General features: G+C 41.3%; 19 protein-coding genes and 3 tRNA genes. 20 read left to right on the forward strand and 2 right to left on the reverse strand.

The annotated features are described in order from the left end of the window. Positions 1-198: 198 nt before the first annotated feature. From LI288_RS10630 to dnaB, 15 genes are all read left to right on the forward strand, one after another. Positions 199-270: transfer RNA gene (locus LI288_RS10630), tRNA-Asn, on the forward strand. 50 nt (positions 271-320) lie between these two features. Next, positions 321-392, forward strand: a tRNA-Glu gene (locus LI288_RS10635). A 33-nt stretch (positions 393-425) separates the two neighbouring features. Beyond that, positions 426-496 (forward strand) — tRNA-Cys (locus tag LI288_RS10640). 224 nt (positions 497-720) lie between these two features. Continuing rightward, positions 721-1,518 carry a hypothetical protein gene (locus LI288_RS10645; RefSeq protein WP_227090387.1) on the forward strand — a complete coding sequence of 266 codons (798 nt, stop codon included), beginning with the start codon at positions 721-723 and terminating at the stop codon, positions 1,516-1,518. Positions 1,519-1,596: 78 nt separating this feature from the next. Continuing rightward, complete coding sequence (locus LI288_RS10650; RefSeq protein WP_022431556.1) at positions 1,597-2,523, forward strand: nucleotidyltransferase family protein; 927 nt, start codon at positions 1,597-1,599, stop codon at positions 2,521-2,523. 16 nt (positions 2,524-2,539) lie between these two features. Further along, positions 2,540-3,799 (forward strand): hypothetical protein, encoded by a 1,260-nt coding sequence (locus LI288_RS10655; RefSeq protein ID WP_227090388.1) that lies wholly within the window; start codon positions 2,540-2,542, stop codon positions 3,797-3,799. 15 nt (positions 3,800-3,814) lie between these two features. Then, entirely contained in the window at positions 3,815-4,393 is a 579-nt protein-coding gene (locus tag LI288_RS10660; protein WP_227090389.1) for a hypothetical protein, read from the forward strand. Continuing rightward, the gene (locus tag LI288_RS10665) at positions 4,386-5,105 is read left to right on the forward strand and encodes an NAD-dependent protein deacylase (protein WP_227090390.1); all 720 of its coding nucleotides are present in this window, start codon (positions 4,386-4,388) and stop codon (positions 5,103-5,105) included. Before LI288_RS10660 ends, LI288_RS10665 begins: the two co-directional genes overlap by 8 nt. A gap of 12 nt (positions 5,106-5,117) precedes the next feature. Continuing rightward, entirely contained in the window at positions 5,118-5,297 is a 180-nt protein-coding gene (locus tag LI288_RS10670; RefSeq protein ID WP_022431560.1) for a DUF951 domain-containing protein, read from the forward strand. Between the two features lie 100 nt (positions 5,298-5,397). Next, positions 5,398-5,685 carry a 30S ribosomal protein S6 gene (rpsF, locus tag LI288_RS10675; protein ID WP_022431561.1) on the forward strand — a complete coding sequence of 96 codons (288 nt, stop codon included), beginning with the start codon at positions 5,398-5,400 and terminating at the stop codon, positions 5,683-5,685. 51 nt (positions 5,686-5,736) lie between these two features. Beyond that, entirely contained in the window at positions 5,737-6,195 is a 459-nt protein-coding gene (locus LI288_RS10680; protein WP_022431562.1) for a single-stranded DNA-binding protein, read from the forward strand. A 17-nt stretch (positions 6,196-6,212) separates the two neighbouring features. Then, positions 6,213-6,476 (forward strand): 30S ribosomal protein S18, encoded by a 264-nt coding sequence (gene rpsR / locus LI288_RS10685; protein ID WP_022431563.1) that lies wholly within the window; start codon positions 6,213-6,215, stop codon positions 6,474-6,476. A 109-nt stretch (positions 6,477-6,585) separates the two neighbouring features. Continuing rightward, entirely contained in the window at positions 6,586-8,646 is a 2,061-nt protein-coding gene (locus LI288_RS10690) for a DHH family phosphoesterase (RefSeq protein WP_227090391.1), read from the forward strand. A 2-nt stretch (positions 8,647-8,648) separates the two neighbouring features. Further along, complete coding sequence (gene rplI, locus LI288_RS10695; protein WP_227090392.1) at positions 8,649-9,098, forward strand: 50S ribosomal protein L9; 450 nt, start codon at positions 8,649-8,651, stop codon at positions 9,096-9,098. Continuing rightward, the gene (dnaB, locus tag LI288_RS10700) at positions 9,098-10,444 is read left to right on the forward strand and encodes a replicative DNA helicase (protein ID WP_022431566.1); all 1,347 of its coding nucleotides are present in this window, start codon (positions 9,098-9,100) and stop codon (positions 10,442-10,444) included. Before rplI ends, dnaB begins: the two co-directional genes overlap by 1 nt. Positions 10,445-10,553: 109 nt before the next feature. Here dnaB and LI288_RS10705 read toward each other — a convergent pair whose 3' ends face one another. Beyond that, on the reverse strand, positions 10,554-10,724 hold the full coding sequence (locus LI288_RS10705; protein ID WP_022431567.1) for a DUF362 domain-containing protein: 171 nt from the start codon (positions 10,722-10,724) through the stop codon (positions 10,554-10,556). A 267-nt stretch (positions 10,725-10,991) separates the two neighbouring features. On the opposite strand from LI288_RS10705, the gene LI288_RS10710 reads away from it, so the two are divergent. The 3 genes from LI288_RS10710 to LI288_RS10720 all read left to right on the forward strand — a co-directional run bounded on the left by LI288_RS10710 (position 10,992) and on the right by LI288_RS10720 (position 12,067). Next, a complete protein-coding gene (locus tag LI288_RS10710) occupies positions 10,992-11,270 on the forward strand; it encodes a carbon storage regulator (protein WP_227090393.1) in 279 nt (92 codons plus the stop codon). Positions 11,271-11,280: 10 nt separating this feature from the next. After that, positions 11,281-11,646 carry a hypothetical protein gene (locus LI288_RS10715; protein ID WP_227090394.1) on the forward strand — a complete coding sequence of 122 codons (366 nt, stop codon included), beginning with the start codon at positions 11,281-11,283 and terminating at the stop codon, positions 11,644-11,646. Between the two features lie 214 nt (positions 11,647-11,860). Next, on the forward strand, positions 11,861-12,067 hold the full coding sequence (locus tag LI288_RS10720) for a DUF1858 domain-containing protein (RefSeq protein WP_022431570.1): 207 nt from the start codon (positions 11,861-11,863) through the stop codon (positions 12,065-12,067). A 100-nt stretch (positions 12,068-12,167) separates the two neighbouring features. Here LI288_RS10720 and LI288_RS10725 read toward each other — a convergent pair whose 3' ends face one another. Beyond that, entirely contained in the window at positions 12,168-13,028 is an 861-nt protein-coding gene (locus tag LI288_RS10725) for an adaptor protein MecA (RefSeq protein WP_227090395.1), read from the reverse strand. Between the two features lie 281 nt (positions 13,029-13,309). Here LI288_RS10725 and LI288_RS10730 point away from each other — a divergent pair, with 281 nt between their 5' ends. Together LI288_RS10730 and LI288_RS10735 are read left to right on the forward strand one after the other, a co-directional pair. Beyond that, positions 13,310-14,638 carry a serine/threonine-protein kinase gene (locus LI288_RS10730; protein ID WP_227090396.1) on the forward strand — a complete coding sequence of 443 codons (1,329 nt, stop codon included), beginning with the start codon at positions 13,310-13,312 and terminating at the stop codon, positions 14,636-14,638. Further along, on the forward strand, positions 14,601-15,251 hold the full coding sequence (locus LI288_RS10735) for a hypothetical protein (protein ID WP_227090397.1): 651 nt from the start codon (positions 14,601-14,603) through the stop codon (positions 15,249-15,251). The genes LI288_RS10730 and LI288_RS10735 overlap by 38 nt, the downstream gene beginning before the upstream one ends. Positions 15,252-15,428 lie beyond the last annotated feature (177 nt).

Below are 15,428 nucleotides of genomic sequence, written 5' to 3' on the forward strand. Positions count from 1 at the left end.
GGTGGAAGCGTGGTGACATGTGGAGCTGATTCATACTAATAGGTCGAGGGCTTAACCGAAGAAGGTTAGGTTTGCAAAAAGAAACGGATAGAACGAGAGTTATCCAGAGGATAATCGGATGAAAAAGGTATTGCAAAAGCAGTTCCTGTATGATATATTTAATGTGCAGTTTTGAAAGAACAGTTTATTCTTTCATATTCCTCGATAGCTCAATGGTAGAGCACTCGGCTGTTAACCGAGTTGTTGTAGGTTCGAGCCCTACTCGGGGAGTTTATTTTATAAATGAGTAGGACTACTTGTCCATTCTCCCTATGAAATAAGGCTCCATGGTCAAGCGGTTAAGACACCGCCCTTTCACGGCGGTAACAGGGGTTCAAATCCCCTTGGAGTCATTTTTTACTAATGAATTGCATAGTATAGACTATGGCGACATAGCCAAGTGGTAAGGCGTGGGACTGCAACTCCCTGATCATCAGTTCGAGTCTGATTGTCGCCTCTCTAAGGATCTCATAAGTTTCGGCTTATGAGATTTTTTGCATTTATGGAGAATATCTGTTTTCATAAAAATGTATTTATGCTATAATATGCATAAACAATGAGCCGTGCCGTACGGAAGGATAGAAAAGAACTGTGCTTGCACAAAGTTCTTTTCTGGACTTTCGGATGATAGGGCGAACGCCCTCATGCACGGATTAAGACAGGCAAAGCAGGGTAAAAGATATGAGAAAAAAATTCATAATAAAGATGGCTTCTATTGGGGCAGTGGTTCTGCTAGCCGCCGGAATGGCTGCGTGCGGAAAAAAGACGGAAGCAGTAATTACAACAGATGGTGAAGAATTTTCCGAACCGGAAAAGGAATATCCTACCGTGGCACAAAGCCGTGCCAAAAAGTTTTCATATAATGATTTAACAGTAGGAAAACTCGAGTATCTGATGACAGAAGATGAAGTGATAAAGATTTTAGGCGAGCCGGTCACATCGTATAATGCGAATGAAAAAAGCACGGCAGCCCAGACGGAGGTCGTCAAAGAAAAAATTTATTCGTATAACGAGCTGACACTTATTTTTTCGGAAATTAAGGGGAAATATGTTTTGACGGCGGCAGCTTCGGTCGGGGAAAACGATACTTTTTCAAGAGGTCTTAAAGTCGGAGATTCCGTAGATAAAATTTATGATGGATATTACAGGGATGCCGACTATATGAATCATACCTACTATTCTGACGATAAGACTGCGGTTATGGGCAAGATGCTTTATGGCAGCTTTACTATGGATGCATTGGAAAATGTCAAGACAAAAGACAAGGTAGAATATGGCGTGATTAATTATAATGGGGCTTCATCACTTGAAACAGCTGAAACGTATATTGTAGAGTTTACGTATTTTGAACCGCCGTATCAGAGTGGTATTGCAGCAGTGACGGATGATTTTGCCCAGATTGCATTTGATATTGATGATAAGGGTATCATTACGGCAATCCGGTGGTATTATTATCCGGAAGAAGAATCCGCAGAATAAAGCTTATTAAAGGGCAGAAAGCAGCGCTTTTAATAAATAAATGAAGAAAATAATATACGATAAAGGAGTATGAACAAAATGAAATCAACAACATTAGTCATCATGGCAGCAGGAATGGGAAGCAGATTCGGGGGCGGAATCAAGCAGCTTGAAGCAATGGGTCCAAACGGCGAAATTATCATGGACTATTCCATTTATGATGCTATTGAAGCAGGATTTAATAAAGTAGTTTTTGTAACAAGAAAAGATTTACTTGCAACATTTAAGGAAGTTATCGGTGACAGAATTGCAAAGGTCATTCCTGTAGAATATGCATTTCAGGAACTCTCAGATGTACCGGAAGGATTTTCTGTACCGGAAGGCAGAACAAAGCCATGGGGAACAGGTCAGGCGGTTCTTGCATGTAAGGGTATTGTCAATGAGCCGTTCCTTGTAATTAATGCAGATGATTATTACGGAAAAGAAGCATTTAAGCTGATTCATGATTTCCTTGTATCAGACCATGCTGAAAAGGCAGAAAAACAGTATGACTTCTGTATGGCAGGATTTATCCTTGGCAATACATTAAGTGATAATGGTGCCGTTACAAGAGGAATCTGCGTTGTTGATGAAAATGAACATTTAATCGGTGTCAATGAAACAGGTGGCATTGTAAAGACTGCAACAGGTGCAGCATGCGATGACAAGGACGGCAACCAGACAGCATGTGACCCGGCAAGCCATGTATCCATGAATATGTGGGGTTTTACACCGGATTTCTTAGACGAACTTGAAAGCGGTTTCCGCACATTCTTATCAGAGCAAAAGGAAGGCGATATTAAGAGCGAATATCTGCTTCCTACGATTGTAGACCAGTTAATTAAGTCCGGCAGAGCCAATGTATCTGTTCTTGAAACAACAGATAAGTGGTTTGGTGTTACATATAAGGAAGATAAACCGGTTGTAGTAGAGTCTATTAAGAAACTGATTGCAGAAGGAAAGTATCCTGAAAAACTGTACAAATAATAAGGAGTAAGGGCAAATGAAAAAGTTTGCAAGATGTGTTCTCATATTAATATTTGTCATCATTGTCAGCGGTGCCTGCGGTTATTTTTACGAAGACAAGACATTGACAACGATGTATACCTCAACAACACAGCTTTATGTAGTACCGGGAGAGGAAAATGAAGCAACTGTCAGAGCAGTAAATGGCGGACTCAAAGATGATTTTATCATTGTCTTTAAGAGCAATGTTGTTATTCAGGAAGCGCAAAGAATTGCAGGAACATCAGAAGATATTGCATCATATCTTACGGTGTCTTCACCGGCAAACAGTAATATCGTTGAGATTACCTGTACCAATCCGGACCAGAATACGGCAAAACAGTATGTGGATGCGGTTGCAAAGACTGCATTAAAGACAACCAGCATTATTCCGGTAAAGTCCATTCAGATTTTATCAGAAGGAACCTCTACGAATACACCGGTGAAGCCGGATTTATACCGTAATACGCTGATGATTGCAGGCGCGTGCGGAGCAGTCTGTGCAGTGCTTGAAATCATTATTGTCCTGATACTGTGTGCATTTAAAAAGCCGGAAGACCATTCAGATGATGAATTTGAATATGAAAAATATTACGGCAAATATGCAGCCTTGCGCGCACCGCAGCCACAGCAGTTTATTGATGATAAAAAGCATGAGGAAGAAAAGCGGGAAGATGACAATGTAAAACAAAGCCATGAGCCGCAGCCACAGAAAAAACATTCTGAACCGCAGGAAATGAAAGACATTTTAGAAGATTTTGACGAAGATTATGCGGAAGAAGATGAAGATGTGTTTGCCGATGACGCTTTAGAAGACGAAGATGAAACGGAAGAAGCGAAGGCATTACAGGAAGCGGCAATTACGCAGGAAGAAGCCGGACAGGAACAGGATTCACAGATGAAAGTTTCACAGCAGGAAGAAAAACAGGAAGCGGCAGAAACGTCAGAGGACACTCATCCGGATACAGAGGAAGATGTATTTGCAGATGCCACATCTGATGATGATGAAACTGATGATGAATTTGACGGTGATATCTTGGAAGGCGATGTCGTAGAAGATAATGACTCAGACGATGATGTTATACAGGAAGACGTTGTAGAAGAAGATATCGTGGAAGATGTTTCAGACGAAGCTGCTGCAGCAGAAACCGGAACGGATAAAGCGAAGGTGGCGGAAGTACCGGAAGAAACCGCAATTGATATATACCGCGTGGGACAGCAGTCCAGCAGCCGGGTAATTGCAAGAATTCAAAAGTAAAGGCAGGTTTTGTAAGTGTTTAGTGTTAATATTGATAAATTAATAAAAATGACACCGCTGGAAGCAGAAAGCTATGCAAAAGCTGCGGATTCACTGGAAAATCTGCTTGCAGATAAAGGAAATATGCTGGCGGTTGTCGGCAGCGGCATGAGTTCTTTTAAACTTGCAGCGGCATTTATGGAAAAAGAAAAACGTGTATTATTTGTCGATGCAGATTTTAGTCAGGAAGTTTTTTTGGGAAAATATAAGCTTGGCAAAAATTTAAAAGGCATTTTTGATTATACACAGGGTGAGGGTACTGCCAAAGATATCATCTGTGTAACAAACCGTGAAAAACTGGATGTTGTGTTTACGGGAAATGTTGAAAACCTGCGTTTTGACGGCACAGCTTTAAAGACGGTGCTTGAAGAATACGCAAAGGAGTATGATCTTGTAGTTGTGCAGTCTGATGAACAGGGCAGAACGGCCGGTGTATGCGATGCAGCCGTTCTGATACTGGAGGAGTCACAGTACAGTGAACTGACTGCCGAAACAAGAATAGCAGAACTTGACAAAAATGGATGTACAGTGTTAGGTGTGATTATTGATGAATGATAAAATGGAGCAGTTTGTAAAATGGGTGGAAGAATCGGATAATATTGTATTTTTTGGCGGCGCAGGCGTGTCCACAGAAAGCGGAATTCCGGATTTTCGGAGTGTGGACGGTCTGTATCATCAGAAATATGACTATCCGCCGGAAACCATTTTAAGTCATTCTTTTTATATGAGGAAACCGGAAGAATTTTTCCGCTTCTATAAAAACAAGATGCTTTTTCCAAAGGCAGAGCCTTCCACAACGCATAAAAAGCTGGCCAAACTGGAAGCAGACGGAAAGTTAAAAGGCATTGTGACCCAGAATATTGATGGTCTGCACCAGAAAGCGGGCAGCCGTCATGTCATTGAACTACACGGTTCGGTATTGCGCAATTACTGTGAGCGATGTCATCAGTTTTATGGACTGGATGCCATTTTACAGAGTGAAGGAGTTCCGAAGTGCAGCTGCGGCGGAAGAATCAAACCGGATGTCGTATTATATGAAGAAGGACTTGATGAAGAAAACATTGAAGAGGCAGTCCGTTTAATCCGGGAAGCCGACATACTTATTGTAGGCGGCACTTCGCTGGGGGTTTATCCGGCAGCCGGGTTGATTGATTATTACCGCGGACATAAGCTGGTACTTATCAATAAATCCGAAACACCGTATGATAACCGGGCAGACTTGCTGATTCATGATGCCTTAGGTGAGGTATTTTCAAAAATTGGATAAACAGGAGTGCATATGGATTATCAGGTTGGAGATATTGTACAACTCAAAAAAAAACACCCCTGCGGAAGCAGTGAATGGGAAATTTTACGCGTAGGGGCAGATTTTAAGCTGAAATGCTGCGGCTGCGGTCATGAAATAATGGTCAGACGCTCGCTTGTAGAAAAGAATACAAAAAATTTAAAAAAGGCTTGAAATCATTTTAGATATATGATAAAATCATATCTTGTGATATATATTCCTTGTTCCTCTCTAATAGAGGGACCAACAAGACCAGAAGGAGGTGCGACGTAGAATGAATAAGTATGAATTAGCATTAGTTGTTAGCGCAAACGTCGATGAGGAAGTAAGAAATGCCACAGTTGAACAGGTGAAAGAATTAATCACTCGTTTCGGCGGTACAATTACTGACCCGGGTACATGCGAAAAGAAGAAGCTTGCATACGAAATCCAGAAGATGAGCGAAGGCTTCTACTGCTTCATTAAGTTTGATGCAGATGCAGCTTGCCCTGCTGAAGTAGAAAGCAGAATTCGTATCATGGAAAATGTAATCAGATTCTTAATCGTAAAAGACGGAGAATAATTGATTTTGATGTTTGGCTTACAACTCTTTGAATAGAAGAGGAGATTAAGTATGAACAAAGTGATATTAATGGGTAGACTGACCAGAGAACCGGATGTTCGTTATTCACAGAACTCTGACGGCTCTATGGCAGTTGCAAGATATACATTAGCTGTAGACAGAAGACGTGCTAGAACCAATAGCGACGGCGCTGAGCAGACTGCTGATTTTATCAGCTGTGTTGCATTTGGCAGACAGGGTGAATTTGCTGAAAAGTATCTTCATCAGGGAACCAAGATTGCCATTACCGGCAGAATCCAGACAGGAAGCTATACGAATAAGGACGGACAGAGAGTTTACACGACTGATGTAGTTGTTGAAGAACAGGAATTTGCAGAGAGTAAATCTTCAGCAGCAGCAAATAGTGGTGCTGCCTATACACCATCAAGACCGGAACCAAGTGCGGCAGCCGGAGATGGATTTATGAATATTCCTGATGGAGTGGAAGACGAAGGTTTACCTTTTAACTAAAACAGGAGGTAAATGAAATGCCAGAAAAGAAGTCTGAAAGACCAGAAGGTCAGATGAGAAGAAGACCAATGCGCAGAAGAAAGAAAGTATGTGCATTTTGTGCAGATGCCAACAAGGCTCTGGATTATAAAGATGTTGCTTTATTAAAGAAGTATGTTTCTGAAAGAGGAAAAATCCTTCCAAGAAGAATCACAGGAAACTGTGCAAAGCATCAGAGAGCTCTTACAGTAGCTGTTAAGAGAGCAAGACACGTAGCATTAATGCCATACAGCATTGATTAATTAGTGGATTGAAAAGCCATGATATCGAAAGGTATCATGGCTTTTTTGTTTACTTTAAATACGAGAAATGATATAATAGTATCACTTTAGGGTTATTGGAGAAGTTGCGATGTTTAATAAAAATGACGGAACCAAAGCGTTTAAACCGGTTGGCAGACTGCGGGTATTTTTTGCGCTGCCGTTTTATATTGCTGTCCTGCTGATTGTGTTAAATATAGTTTTATATTTTATTGACTTTCCGGCGGCAACAGTCATGTCTGTATTTATGGTATTTTATATTGCCATTTATTTATATATGCAGCTGGCATTAAAACCGGGCATTATGCACGATATTATCGCTTTTTCATCAAATTATTCACAGGTGCAGCGGCAGCTTTTATATGAGCTGAGTGTGCCATACTGCCTGTTAGATACCAATGGCAGAGTGATGTGGCTGAATAAGGCAATGTGTGCCTGCATTAATAAGAAGAAAGATTTCAAGAAAAACATATCAACGCTTTTTCCTGAAATTACTGCCAACATTTTCCCGACAGGAGAAGAGCCGAAGGAAGTACGCATTACGTATGAAGAGCGGGATTACTGTGTGGAAATGAAGCGGATTAGCGCCGATATGCTGTTACAGGATGTCGGACTGGTGGAAAGTGACGATAAAGACTCGTTTATTGCACTGTATATGTTTGATGAAACCGATGTCAATATGTATCTTCAAAAGTTAAATGACGAACAGTTTGTTGCAGGGCTGATTTATATTGACAATTATGAAGAAGCCTTAGAGAGTATTGATGATGTGCGCCGTTCGTTATTTATCGGTCTGATTGACAAGCGTGTCAACAAGTATTTTGCAACCGGAGCGGCAGTTGTGCGGAAACTGGAAAAGGATAAGTATCTGGCAGTTTTCCGGTATAAATATTTAGAAAAGCTGCTGGCGGATAAATTCAGCATTTTAGAGGATATTAAAAGTGTAAAAATCGGCAATGAGATGACACTGACTTTAAGTATCGGTATTGGAACGGGTGCAGACAATTATGCGGGAAATTATGATCTGGCAAAAGCCGCAATGGATCTGGCACTGGGACGCGGCGGCGATCAGGCAGTGGTCAAAAAGGGCGACAAGATTTTATATTACGGCGGTAAGAGCCAGCAGATGGAGAAAAATACCCGTGTAAAGGTGCGTGTAAAAGCGCATGCGTTAAGACAGATTTTAGATACAACGGACAATGTGCTTGTTATGGGACATAAGCTGGCGGATATTGATTCCTTTGGTTCGGCAATCGGTATTTATACCATCTGCCGCAAGCTCGGCAAAAATGTGCATATCGTCATCAACGAGGTTACAAGCAGTGTCAAACCGTTTATGAAACGTTTTATTGGCAAGGACGAATATCCGGAAGATTTATTCCTTTTAAAAGAGGAAGCACCGGAGTATGTGGATGCGGCAACGGTGGTAATTGTGGTCGATGTCAATAAGCCGCAGCTTACGGAATGTCCGGAACTGCTTGATAAATGTAAAACCATCGTTGTATTTGACCATCACAGACAGTCCAGTGACCAGATTACGGGAGCGGTGCTGTCTTATGTAGACCCGTATGCCTCTTCCGCTTCTGAAATGATTACGGAAATGATTCAGTATGTGGACGATAACATTAAGATTAAGGCATTTGAAGCTGATGCATTGTATGCCGGTATCAATATTGATACGGATGGTTTTAATAGCAAGTCAGGACCAAGAACATTTGAAGCGGCAGCATTTTTAAGACGGCATGGTGCGGATGTGACGCGTGTGCGTAAAATGCTCCGCAATGATATGGACGAGTATAAGGCGGTCGCACATGCGGTCAGCAGAGCGGAAGTATACCGTGATGCATTTGCAATTGCAATCTTTAATGGCGAAGGACTGGAAAGCCCGACAATCGGTGGTGCAAAAGCGGCAAACCAGCTTTTGGATATTTCGGGAATTAAAGCCTCATTTGTCATTACAGAATATAATGAAAAAATTTATATCAGTGCAAGGTCTATTGATGAGGTCAATGTCCAGCTTGTCATGGAAAAATTAGGCGGCGGCGGGCATATGAGCATTGCCGGAGCACAGCTGACAGGCTGTACCGTTAAAGAGGCGGTCGACACCATCAAAGAAACACTGGATAATATGCTTTCGGAAGGAGAAATATAGAAATGGAAGTTATTTTATTAGAAGATGTAAAGTCATTGGGTAAAAAAGGTCAGATTGTAAAGATTAATGACGGCTATGCAAGAAATTTTGTGCTGCCAAAGAAGTTAGGTTTAGAGGCAACACCAAAGAATTTAAACGATTTAAGATTGCAGAAAGCAAGAGAAGCCAAAGAAGCAGCAGAAGAATTACAGGCAGCAAAGGAGCTGGCAGTAAAGGTAGAAGAAAAGCCTGTACGTCTGACTATGAAGACCGGTGAAGGCGGAAAGACATTTGGTACAATTTCTACAAAGGAAGTTGCTGCCGCTGCAAAAGAGCAGCTGGGTCTTGATATTGATAAGAAGAAAATGAAGCTGGACGAGCCGATTAAGACACTGGGTAATCATATTATTACTGTAAAGCTTCACAAAGATGTTACAGCAAAACTCACTGTTTCAGTAGGGGAAAGTAAATAATGGACGATATTGCAATCACCAGAATTATGCCAAACAGTCTGGAGGCGGAGCAGTCTGTGATTGGTTCAATGTTAATGGACAAGCAGGCGATTATCAGTGCTGGCGAAATTCTTTCAGCAGACGACTTTTATCACAGACAGTATGGAATTATGTTTCAGGCCATGGTTGATATGAACAATGCGGCAAAACCGGTGGATATTGTTACCTTGCAGGAAGCACTCAAGGAAAAGGATGTACCGCCTGAGGTTTACAGTCTTGAATTTATCAGGGAACTGCTGGCAGCCGTGCCGACATCTGCCAATATTCGGCATTATGCGACGATTGTAAAGGATAAGGCGATTTTAAGAAACATTATCCGGGTCAATGACAGTATTGCAACAGCGTGTTACGAGGGTAAGGAAAGTACAGAAGATATTCTTGCCGATACGGAGAAACGTATCTTTGAACTCGTAAAAAATAAAGGCGGACATGAATATATGCCGATTGATAAAGTTGTATTGGAAGCACTGGATAAGATTTCCATAGCTGCCAAAAACAGAGGTGCAGTTACCGGTGTGCCGACCGGATTTAAAGATCTGGACACGTATTTATCAGGCTTACAGCCGTCGGATTTTGTACTGGTTGCGGCGCGTCCGTCTATGGGTAAGACAGCATTTGTCTTAAATGTGGCGGAAAATGTGGCGATTAAGCAGGGCATTACAACAGCCGTATTCAGTCTGGAAATGTCCAATGTACAGCTTGTTAACCGTATGCTCAGTCTGGAATCGACCGTTGATGCGGATAAAATCCGTAAAGGCCGTCTGGATTCCAATGACTGGGGTAAGCTCATTGAAGGCGCCGACAGCATTGCAAAATCGCAGCTGATTATTGACGATACGCCGGGTATTTCGATTGCGGAGCTGCGCTCAAAGTGCAGAAAGTACAAAATGGAAAATAATCTCGGACTGGTAATTATCGATTACTTACAGTTAATGAGCGGAAACGGAAAGACGGATTCCAGACAGCAGGAAATTTCGGATATTTCCCGTTCATTAAAGGCACTTGCAAGAGAACTCGATGTGCCGGTGGTAACGCTTTCACAGCTCAGCCGTGCGGTAGAACAAAGACCCGACCATCGTCCGATGCTTTCGGATCTGCGTGAATCGGGTGCAATTGAGCAGGATGCCGACGTTGTTATGTTTTTATACCGTGATGATTATTACAATAAGGATACAGACATTAAAGGCATTGCGGAAATTATTATTGCAAAACAGAGAAACGGTCCGATTGGTACGGTAAAAATGGCGTGGATACCGGAACAGACCCGTTTTGCGGATTTACTCACAAAAGAACAGATTCCACACTGATGAAAGAAATATTTTTAATATCAAAAAAGAACCGGAAACAAGGAATATCCTTTATTTCCGGTTCTTTTTTTGTGTCTTGAAACACGTTTAATGAATAGTTGTATGTAGTCTACTGTGGGTTTGGAGCGCCTACAGGACAGACACCGGCACAAGCGCCGCAGTCTACACATACATCAGCATTGATTTCCATATGAGAAGCGCCTTCAGAGATAGCTTCTACAGGACATCCAGCTGCACAAGCACCACAATTGATGCAGTCATCGTTAATTACATATGCCATGATTCAATCCTCCTTAGATTTTGTTAGTTCATTATACGATATTTACAGTTAAAATTCAACTATCGGATAATAGTTTCTTTGTTAAGAGTATAAAAAAATGCAACATCTTTATAAAAAATGGTGTGTTTGCGGAAAGCAATTTGTTTCTGAACGAAACAAATTGACATAATGATAAAAACAAGGAGGTAAAAACCTCTGCTCCTGCTTAGGACAGAATGTGAGCAAGCTCACATGGCATTTTTCCTTCGGAAAAACAAGGAGGTTTGTATGTTAAAGCTTACGTTAAGACCGGGTGAGTTTATTGATATCGGTGAGAATATCCGTGTGATTTTTTCAGGCGGTTCGGCAAATAACATTCATTTGCGGGTTGATGCACCCAAAGAAGTCAATATAGCAAGAAGCTCAGCCGGAAAGAAAAAGGAACAGCCGGAACAGAGTGCTCGGACATATTACAGGAAAAAAGGTATATCCGAAGAAGCACAGCGTGAGATTGTCAGCATTTTAATGCGCGAAAAGAAGCGCAACGCGGTAAATGAAAAGCCGTGACGGCAGGACAGTGTTACGGCAGAATTATGAAGCAATGTATGCAACGGAGTATACAAAGCACAAAAATCTGCATTTAACGAATGAGAAGCTTATGGGGAAGACTGCAATAGAAAAAGCAGGGGATTTGATACACATTATTTTACTGGGACTTGCAAAAAACTTACCACCCTATACAGAGGAAAATAAACTGCACAGGCTGTTGGGTGCATTATTTACAAATGAGTTGACGGCAGATGAGAAAATCAGTATCATAGAATCAGAATATAACATTGAAGCGAAAAATGAATTGCGAAAGGATGTGAGGAAAGTGAGCGGATTAGGAGAAAGCCTTGTGGAAAGTGCGGCAGAAGAAGCATGGGAAGAAGCATGGGAATAGAGCAAAATTAAGTTTATCATCAATATGAACGAAAAAGGCTACACAATAGAGCAGATAGCCGACGTTACGGAAAAGAGCAGGGAAGAAGTCGAGGCAGTACTGGAAAAAGAGAAATAATGTGCGGCGGCTTTAAGCAGAGATTCAATGAATACTTGACATTTTAATGGGGCAAGCTTATAGTAGAATCACTACGATAAACAGGAGGAACATATTTATGACAAGAATAACCAAGGATACAACAATTGGCGAAGCAATTCAGTATGATGCAGGGATTGTTTCAATTCTTATGGGTGCAGGAATGCACTGTGTTGGATGTCCGTCATCAGCAGGTGAAACATTAGAAGAAGCTGCTATGGTTCATGGTTTAGACTGTGATGAATTATTACAGGATATTCATGACTATCTTCAGTCAGTAGGTTAATTCATAAATAAAATAAAAGCGGCGGGATTTACGTTTAATCGGTAAATTCCGCCGCTTTTTAGATGATATGCCGGGGGACGGCATACATTATATTTAAAAGCTAAAGTTTTGCCATAACCTGTATTGCACGGTTTTTTATAATGGAATCCATGTGTTCCGTGAAAAATAAAAGGCTGCTGTCCGGAAGATATTCTTTTTTGCCGTATTCGGAAAGAATGTTGCAGGTCTTGTTAAAGTCCACAGAAGAACAGCGGGTCTTTTCCAAAAATACATAGTAGCGCCCGTTGGTATGCTTAAATAAATGACTCTTGTCATTGTATACCGGAAGAACGGCTTTTGCGGCCTCACTGAAGGCATCCAGATTTTCAAAAGAAAAGCAGCGGATGACAGGGGCGTCTTTTTGTGTATCGGCAGACGATTCCGGTTTATTTGCCGCAGGTACGGGGACAGTTCCGGTGCCTTTTGAACCGGATGCCGAGCCTTTATTCAGATAATCATTTAATTTGCTGAAAATATTTAAAACGTCATCTTCAATGGAATCCGCGTCTGTATCAGATTCATTTAACTCATCATTAGCAGATGGCAGTGCATGTGCTGCTGATGCATCAATTGTTTCCATGGAATCATAATCCTCATAGGGGTAATCATAATCCTCATAATCATCGTCCGGGTCGGACGGCGAAAATTTGGAAAAACGGGTATCCAGTTCTTCCGGATCGTCTACCTTTGTAACAATTAAAACGATACAGTCAGCAGAAACAGGAATTGCTTCAATCATCAGAGGAATATCTTCCGCTTCAAAACCGAATTCATAGGAAGCCTGCTGCATCATATCCTGAAAAAGCTTCTTTGCCTTTTCACTGCCGTAAGCCAGTTCACTGATTTTTAACTGCCGGGCTGCCAGGTCAGATTTATTCAGGGTGCAGCGTATTTGGTTTTCACTTAATTTTTCGATTTTCATATTATCACTTCCTATCACTATTGTCCTAAATTTATAATACCCATTTTTAGTGGATATGTAAAGGTTATATTGATGAATATATTATAAGAAATTGTAAAAAAATAAAAATAAATAAAAGATAATTTTGAAAAAATTTTATCAAAAAAAGAAAAAATATATTGCAAATTCAATATTTTTATAGTATACTCTTTATTGAGCTAGTCAATGATAATTTTATATGCCGATATGGAAAGGAGTGGTCCTATGGTAAATTAATCTCAGAAGCGTATGATATCATCAGTGTGCAGGCACAGACGCATCATTCAACGGTGTATCTTGTAAGGCATAAGAAGCTTGATGTACTGCGTACAGCAAAGTTCGTCAGAAAAGATACCGGCGGATATATGCGAATCCTGCGGGAAGCTGATTTTCTAAAAATTCTCAGACATTCCGGAATCCCCTTAATATATGATATTGCTGAAGATAAAGATAGTATCTGCATAATTGAAGAATTTATATCTGGTAAATCTTTGACAGAATACGTGGCAGAACACAGAATGCTTACAGCTGCGCAGATAACAGACTTTGTGCTGCAGATATGTGACATACTGGAATATTTGCATAGTCAGGGCAGCAAAGGAATGGTTCATCTGGATTTGAAACCGGATAATATTCTGATTACAGATACAGGCAGTGTAAAACTCATCGATTTTGACAATGCAGTCAGGATGGGAGAAAGACATGCCACACATTACGGCAGTATCGGATTTGCGGCGCCGGAGCAGTACCACAGGCTGTATCAGGACTGCCGGGCAGATATTTATAGTCTGGGAATGTTAATTTTGTACATGGACAACGGACATGTACAATGTCACGCAGAATCTCTGCATCATAAGAAGTTTTATCCCATTGTAAAAAAATGTATTCATCACAGTATATGGCAGCGTTACCGCAGCGTGAAACAGGTAAGGCAGGCGGTATACAGTTTACAGGCAGAAAATGAATTATCAGAGAACATAAAAGCTCAAAACATTTCTCTTTATGGCACAAAACACGGTGTCGGGACAACGCACATAGCACTTTGTCTGACGGCATATCTTACCCGGAACGGTTTTCGCGCGGTTTATGTGCAGGAAGCAGATGAAGAAGATTTTATCTGCGAAATCCGTGAAAGCATCTTACAGACTGACGGAACGTTCCGGTGTGGAACAATTGCAGTATGTCCGCAGTATCATGGTGCGGTACAGGCTGACCTGTATGGGTACGACTATATCGTAAGGGACTGCGGCACAATTGCGGGGTTGTCAGCGCAGGCAGACATTAAAATTGTTGTGACAGACTTCGGATACCGCAGAAGGCTGGAGTATGAACGGCTTTTACAGTCAGATAAGGACAGTCTGATTTTTGTGAATCATACAGACGGGAATGTTTTTTATAAAGAAATAGGCAGGCTTGAAATTAAACGGCAGTTTTACAGGATACCGTGTGTCTATGACTGGAACAATGGCAGTAAATTATTAGACAGGGTATTTTTGGAAGCGTTGTCTGCAGTGATTTCTAAACCGTGCCGAAAGCAGGTGAAAGGTGGTGCAGGTGCTGGCCGGAAGTACATTATTTCAAAGAATAAGTAAAAAAAGCACGGCAGTCCGTTGGGGTGCAAAAGCAGTATCACCCTGCGTTATTGCAGTTATGGGTATTGGCGGGAGTGTCGGAACGACACATCTTTGCATGATGCTTGCAAACAGCATGGCAAACGGGCTTAAGGTGCGGACCGCATTTGTTGAGTACGGCGTGCATGATACGGGCAGTGCCTGCCTGCATCTGGCACAAGAAACAAAAAGTCTTTCGGGTGACATTCACACATTTCAATATGCAGGAATTGATTTTTACCGGTGTATTTCGGAAGAAGAACTTATAAAAATTTCAGCAATGAAATATGAGGCAGTCATACTGGATATGAAATATGGCAGCAAAGAGGTGATGACGGAGTTTTTGCGCAGTGATTTAAAGATTGTCGTTGCCGGCATGAATTTATGGCAGGCAGGACGGCTGAAAGCATTTTTAAAAAATGAGAAACTGCCGTCATCGCACTGGCGCTGTGTCACACTGGGTTATGACAGGAAACTGGCAAAAAAGCTGGAAAAAGAATACGGCATCCGGGTTGGGCTGATTCCGGCAGAGCGAAATCCGTTTGAGTTATCACCGGACGGATTTTTGGAACTTGTAAAATTAACAGAGATGTAAAAAGAAACTACAGACATCATACGGTTTATTTACGGACACCGGATTTTAAACCTATGAATATATATCACAAAATTACAAAAGTTTCTGTATGAATCCCCCTTTGTGCAGAAAAAAGGCAGGGAATGGACAAAGAAAGAACATTCCCTGCCTATTTGGTATTGAGAAAAGCCAAAATCT

It is taken from the genome of Lachnospira pectinoschiza (assembly GCF_020564355.1).
Classification (GTDB): Bacteria; Bacillota; Clostridia; order Lachnospirales; family Lachnospiraceae; genus Lachnospira; species Lachnospira intestinalis.

Bases quoted from the DNA above. Each gene is read 5' to 3' on its own strand.
- LI288_RS10645 (WP_227090387.1), top strand. From the start codon at position 721: ATGAGAAAAAAATTCATAATAAAGATGGCTTCTATTGGGGCAGTGGTT.
- LI288_RS10650 (WP_022431556.1), top strand. From the start codon at position 1,597: ATGAAATCAACAACATTAGTCATCATGGCAGCAGGAATGGGAAGCAGA.
- LI288_RS10655 (WP_227090388.1), top strand. From the start codon at position 2,540: ATGAAAAAGTTTGCAAGATGTGTTCTCATATTAATATTTGTCATCATT.
- LI288_RS10665 (WP_227090390.1), top strand. From the start codon at position 4,386: ATGAATGATAAAATGGAGCAGTTTGTAAAATGGGTGGAAGAATCGGAT.
- LI288_RS10670 (WP_022431560.1), top strand. From the start codon at position 5,118: ATGGATTATCAGGTTGGAGATATTGTACAACTCAAAAAAAAACACCCC.
- rpsF (WP_022431561.1), top strand. From the start codon at position 5,398: ATGAATAAGTATGAATTAGCATTAGTTGTTAGCGCAAACGTCGATGAG.
- LI288_RS10680 (WP_022431562.1), top strand. From the start codon at position 5,737: ATGAACAAAGTGATATTAATGGGTAGACTGACCAGAGAACCGGATGTT.
- rpsR (WP_022431563.1), top strand. From the start codon at position 6,213: ATGCCAGAAAAGAAGTCTGAAAGACCAGAAGGTCAGATGAGAAGAAGA.
- LI288_RS10690 (WP_227090391.1), top strand. From the start codon at position 6,586: ATGTTTAATAAAAATGACGGAACCAAAGCGTTTAAACCGGTTGGCAGA.
- rplI (WP_227090392.1), top strand. From the start codon at position 8,649: ATGGAAGTTATTTTATTAGAAGATGTAAAGTCATTGGGTAAAAAAGGT.
- dnaB (WP_022431566.1), top strand. From the start codon at position 9,098: ATGGACGATATTGCAATCACCAGAATTATGCCAAACAGTCTGGAGGCG.
- LI288_RS10705 (WP_022431567.1), bottom strand. From the start codon at position 10,724: ATGGCATATGTAATTAACGATGACTGCATCAATTGTGGTGCTTGTGCA.
- LI288_RS10710 (WP_227090393.1), top strand. From the start codon at position 10,992: ATGTTAAAGCTTACGTTAAGACCGGGTGAGTTTATTGATATCGGTGAG.
- LI288_RS10720 (WP_022431570.1), top strand. From the start codon at position 11,861: ATGACAAGAATAACCAAGGATACAACAATTGGCGAAGCAATTCAGTAT.
- LI288_RS10725 (WP_227090395.1), bottom strand. From the start codon at position 13,028: ATGAAAATCGAAAAATTAAGTGAAAACCAAATACGCTGCACCCTGAAT.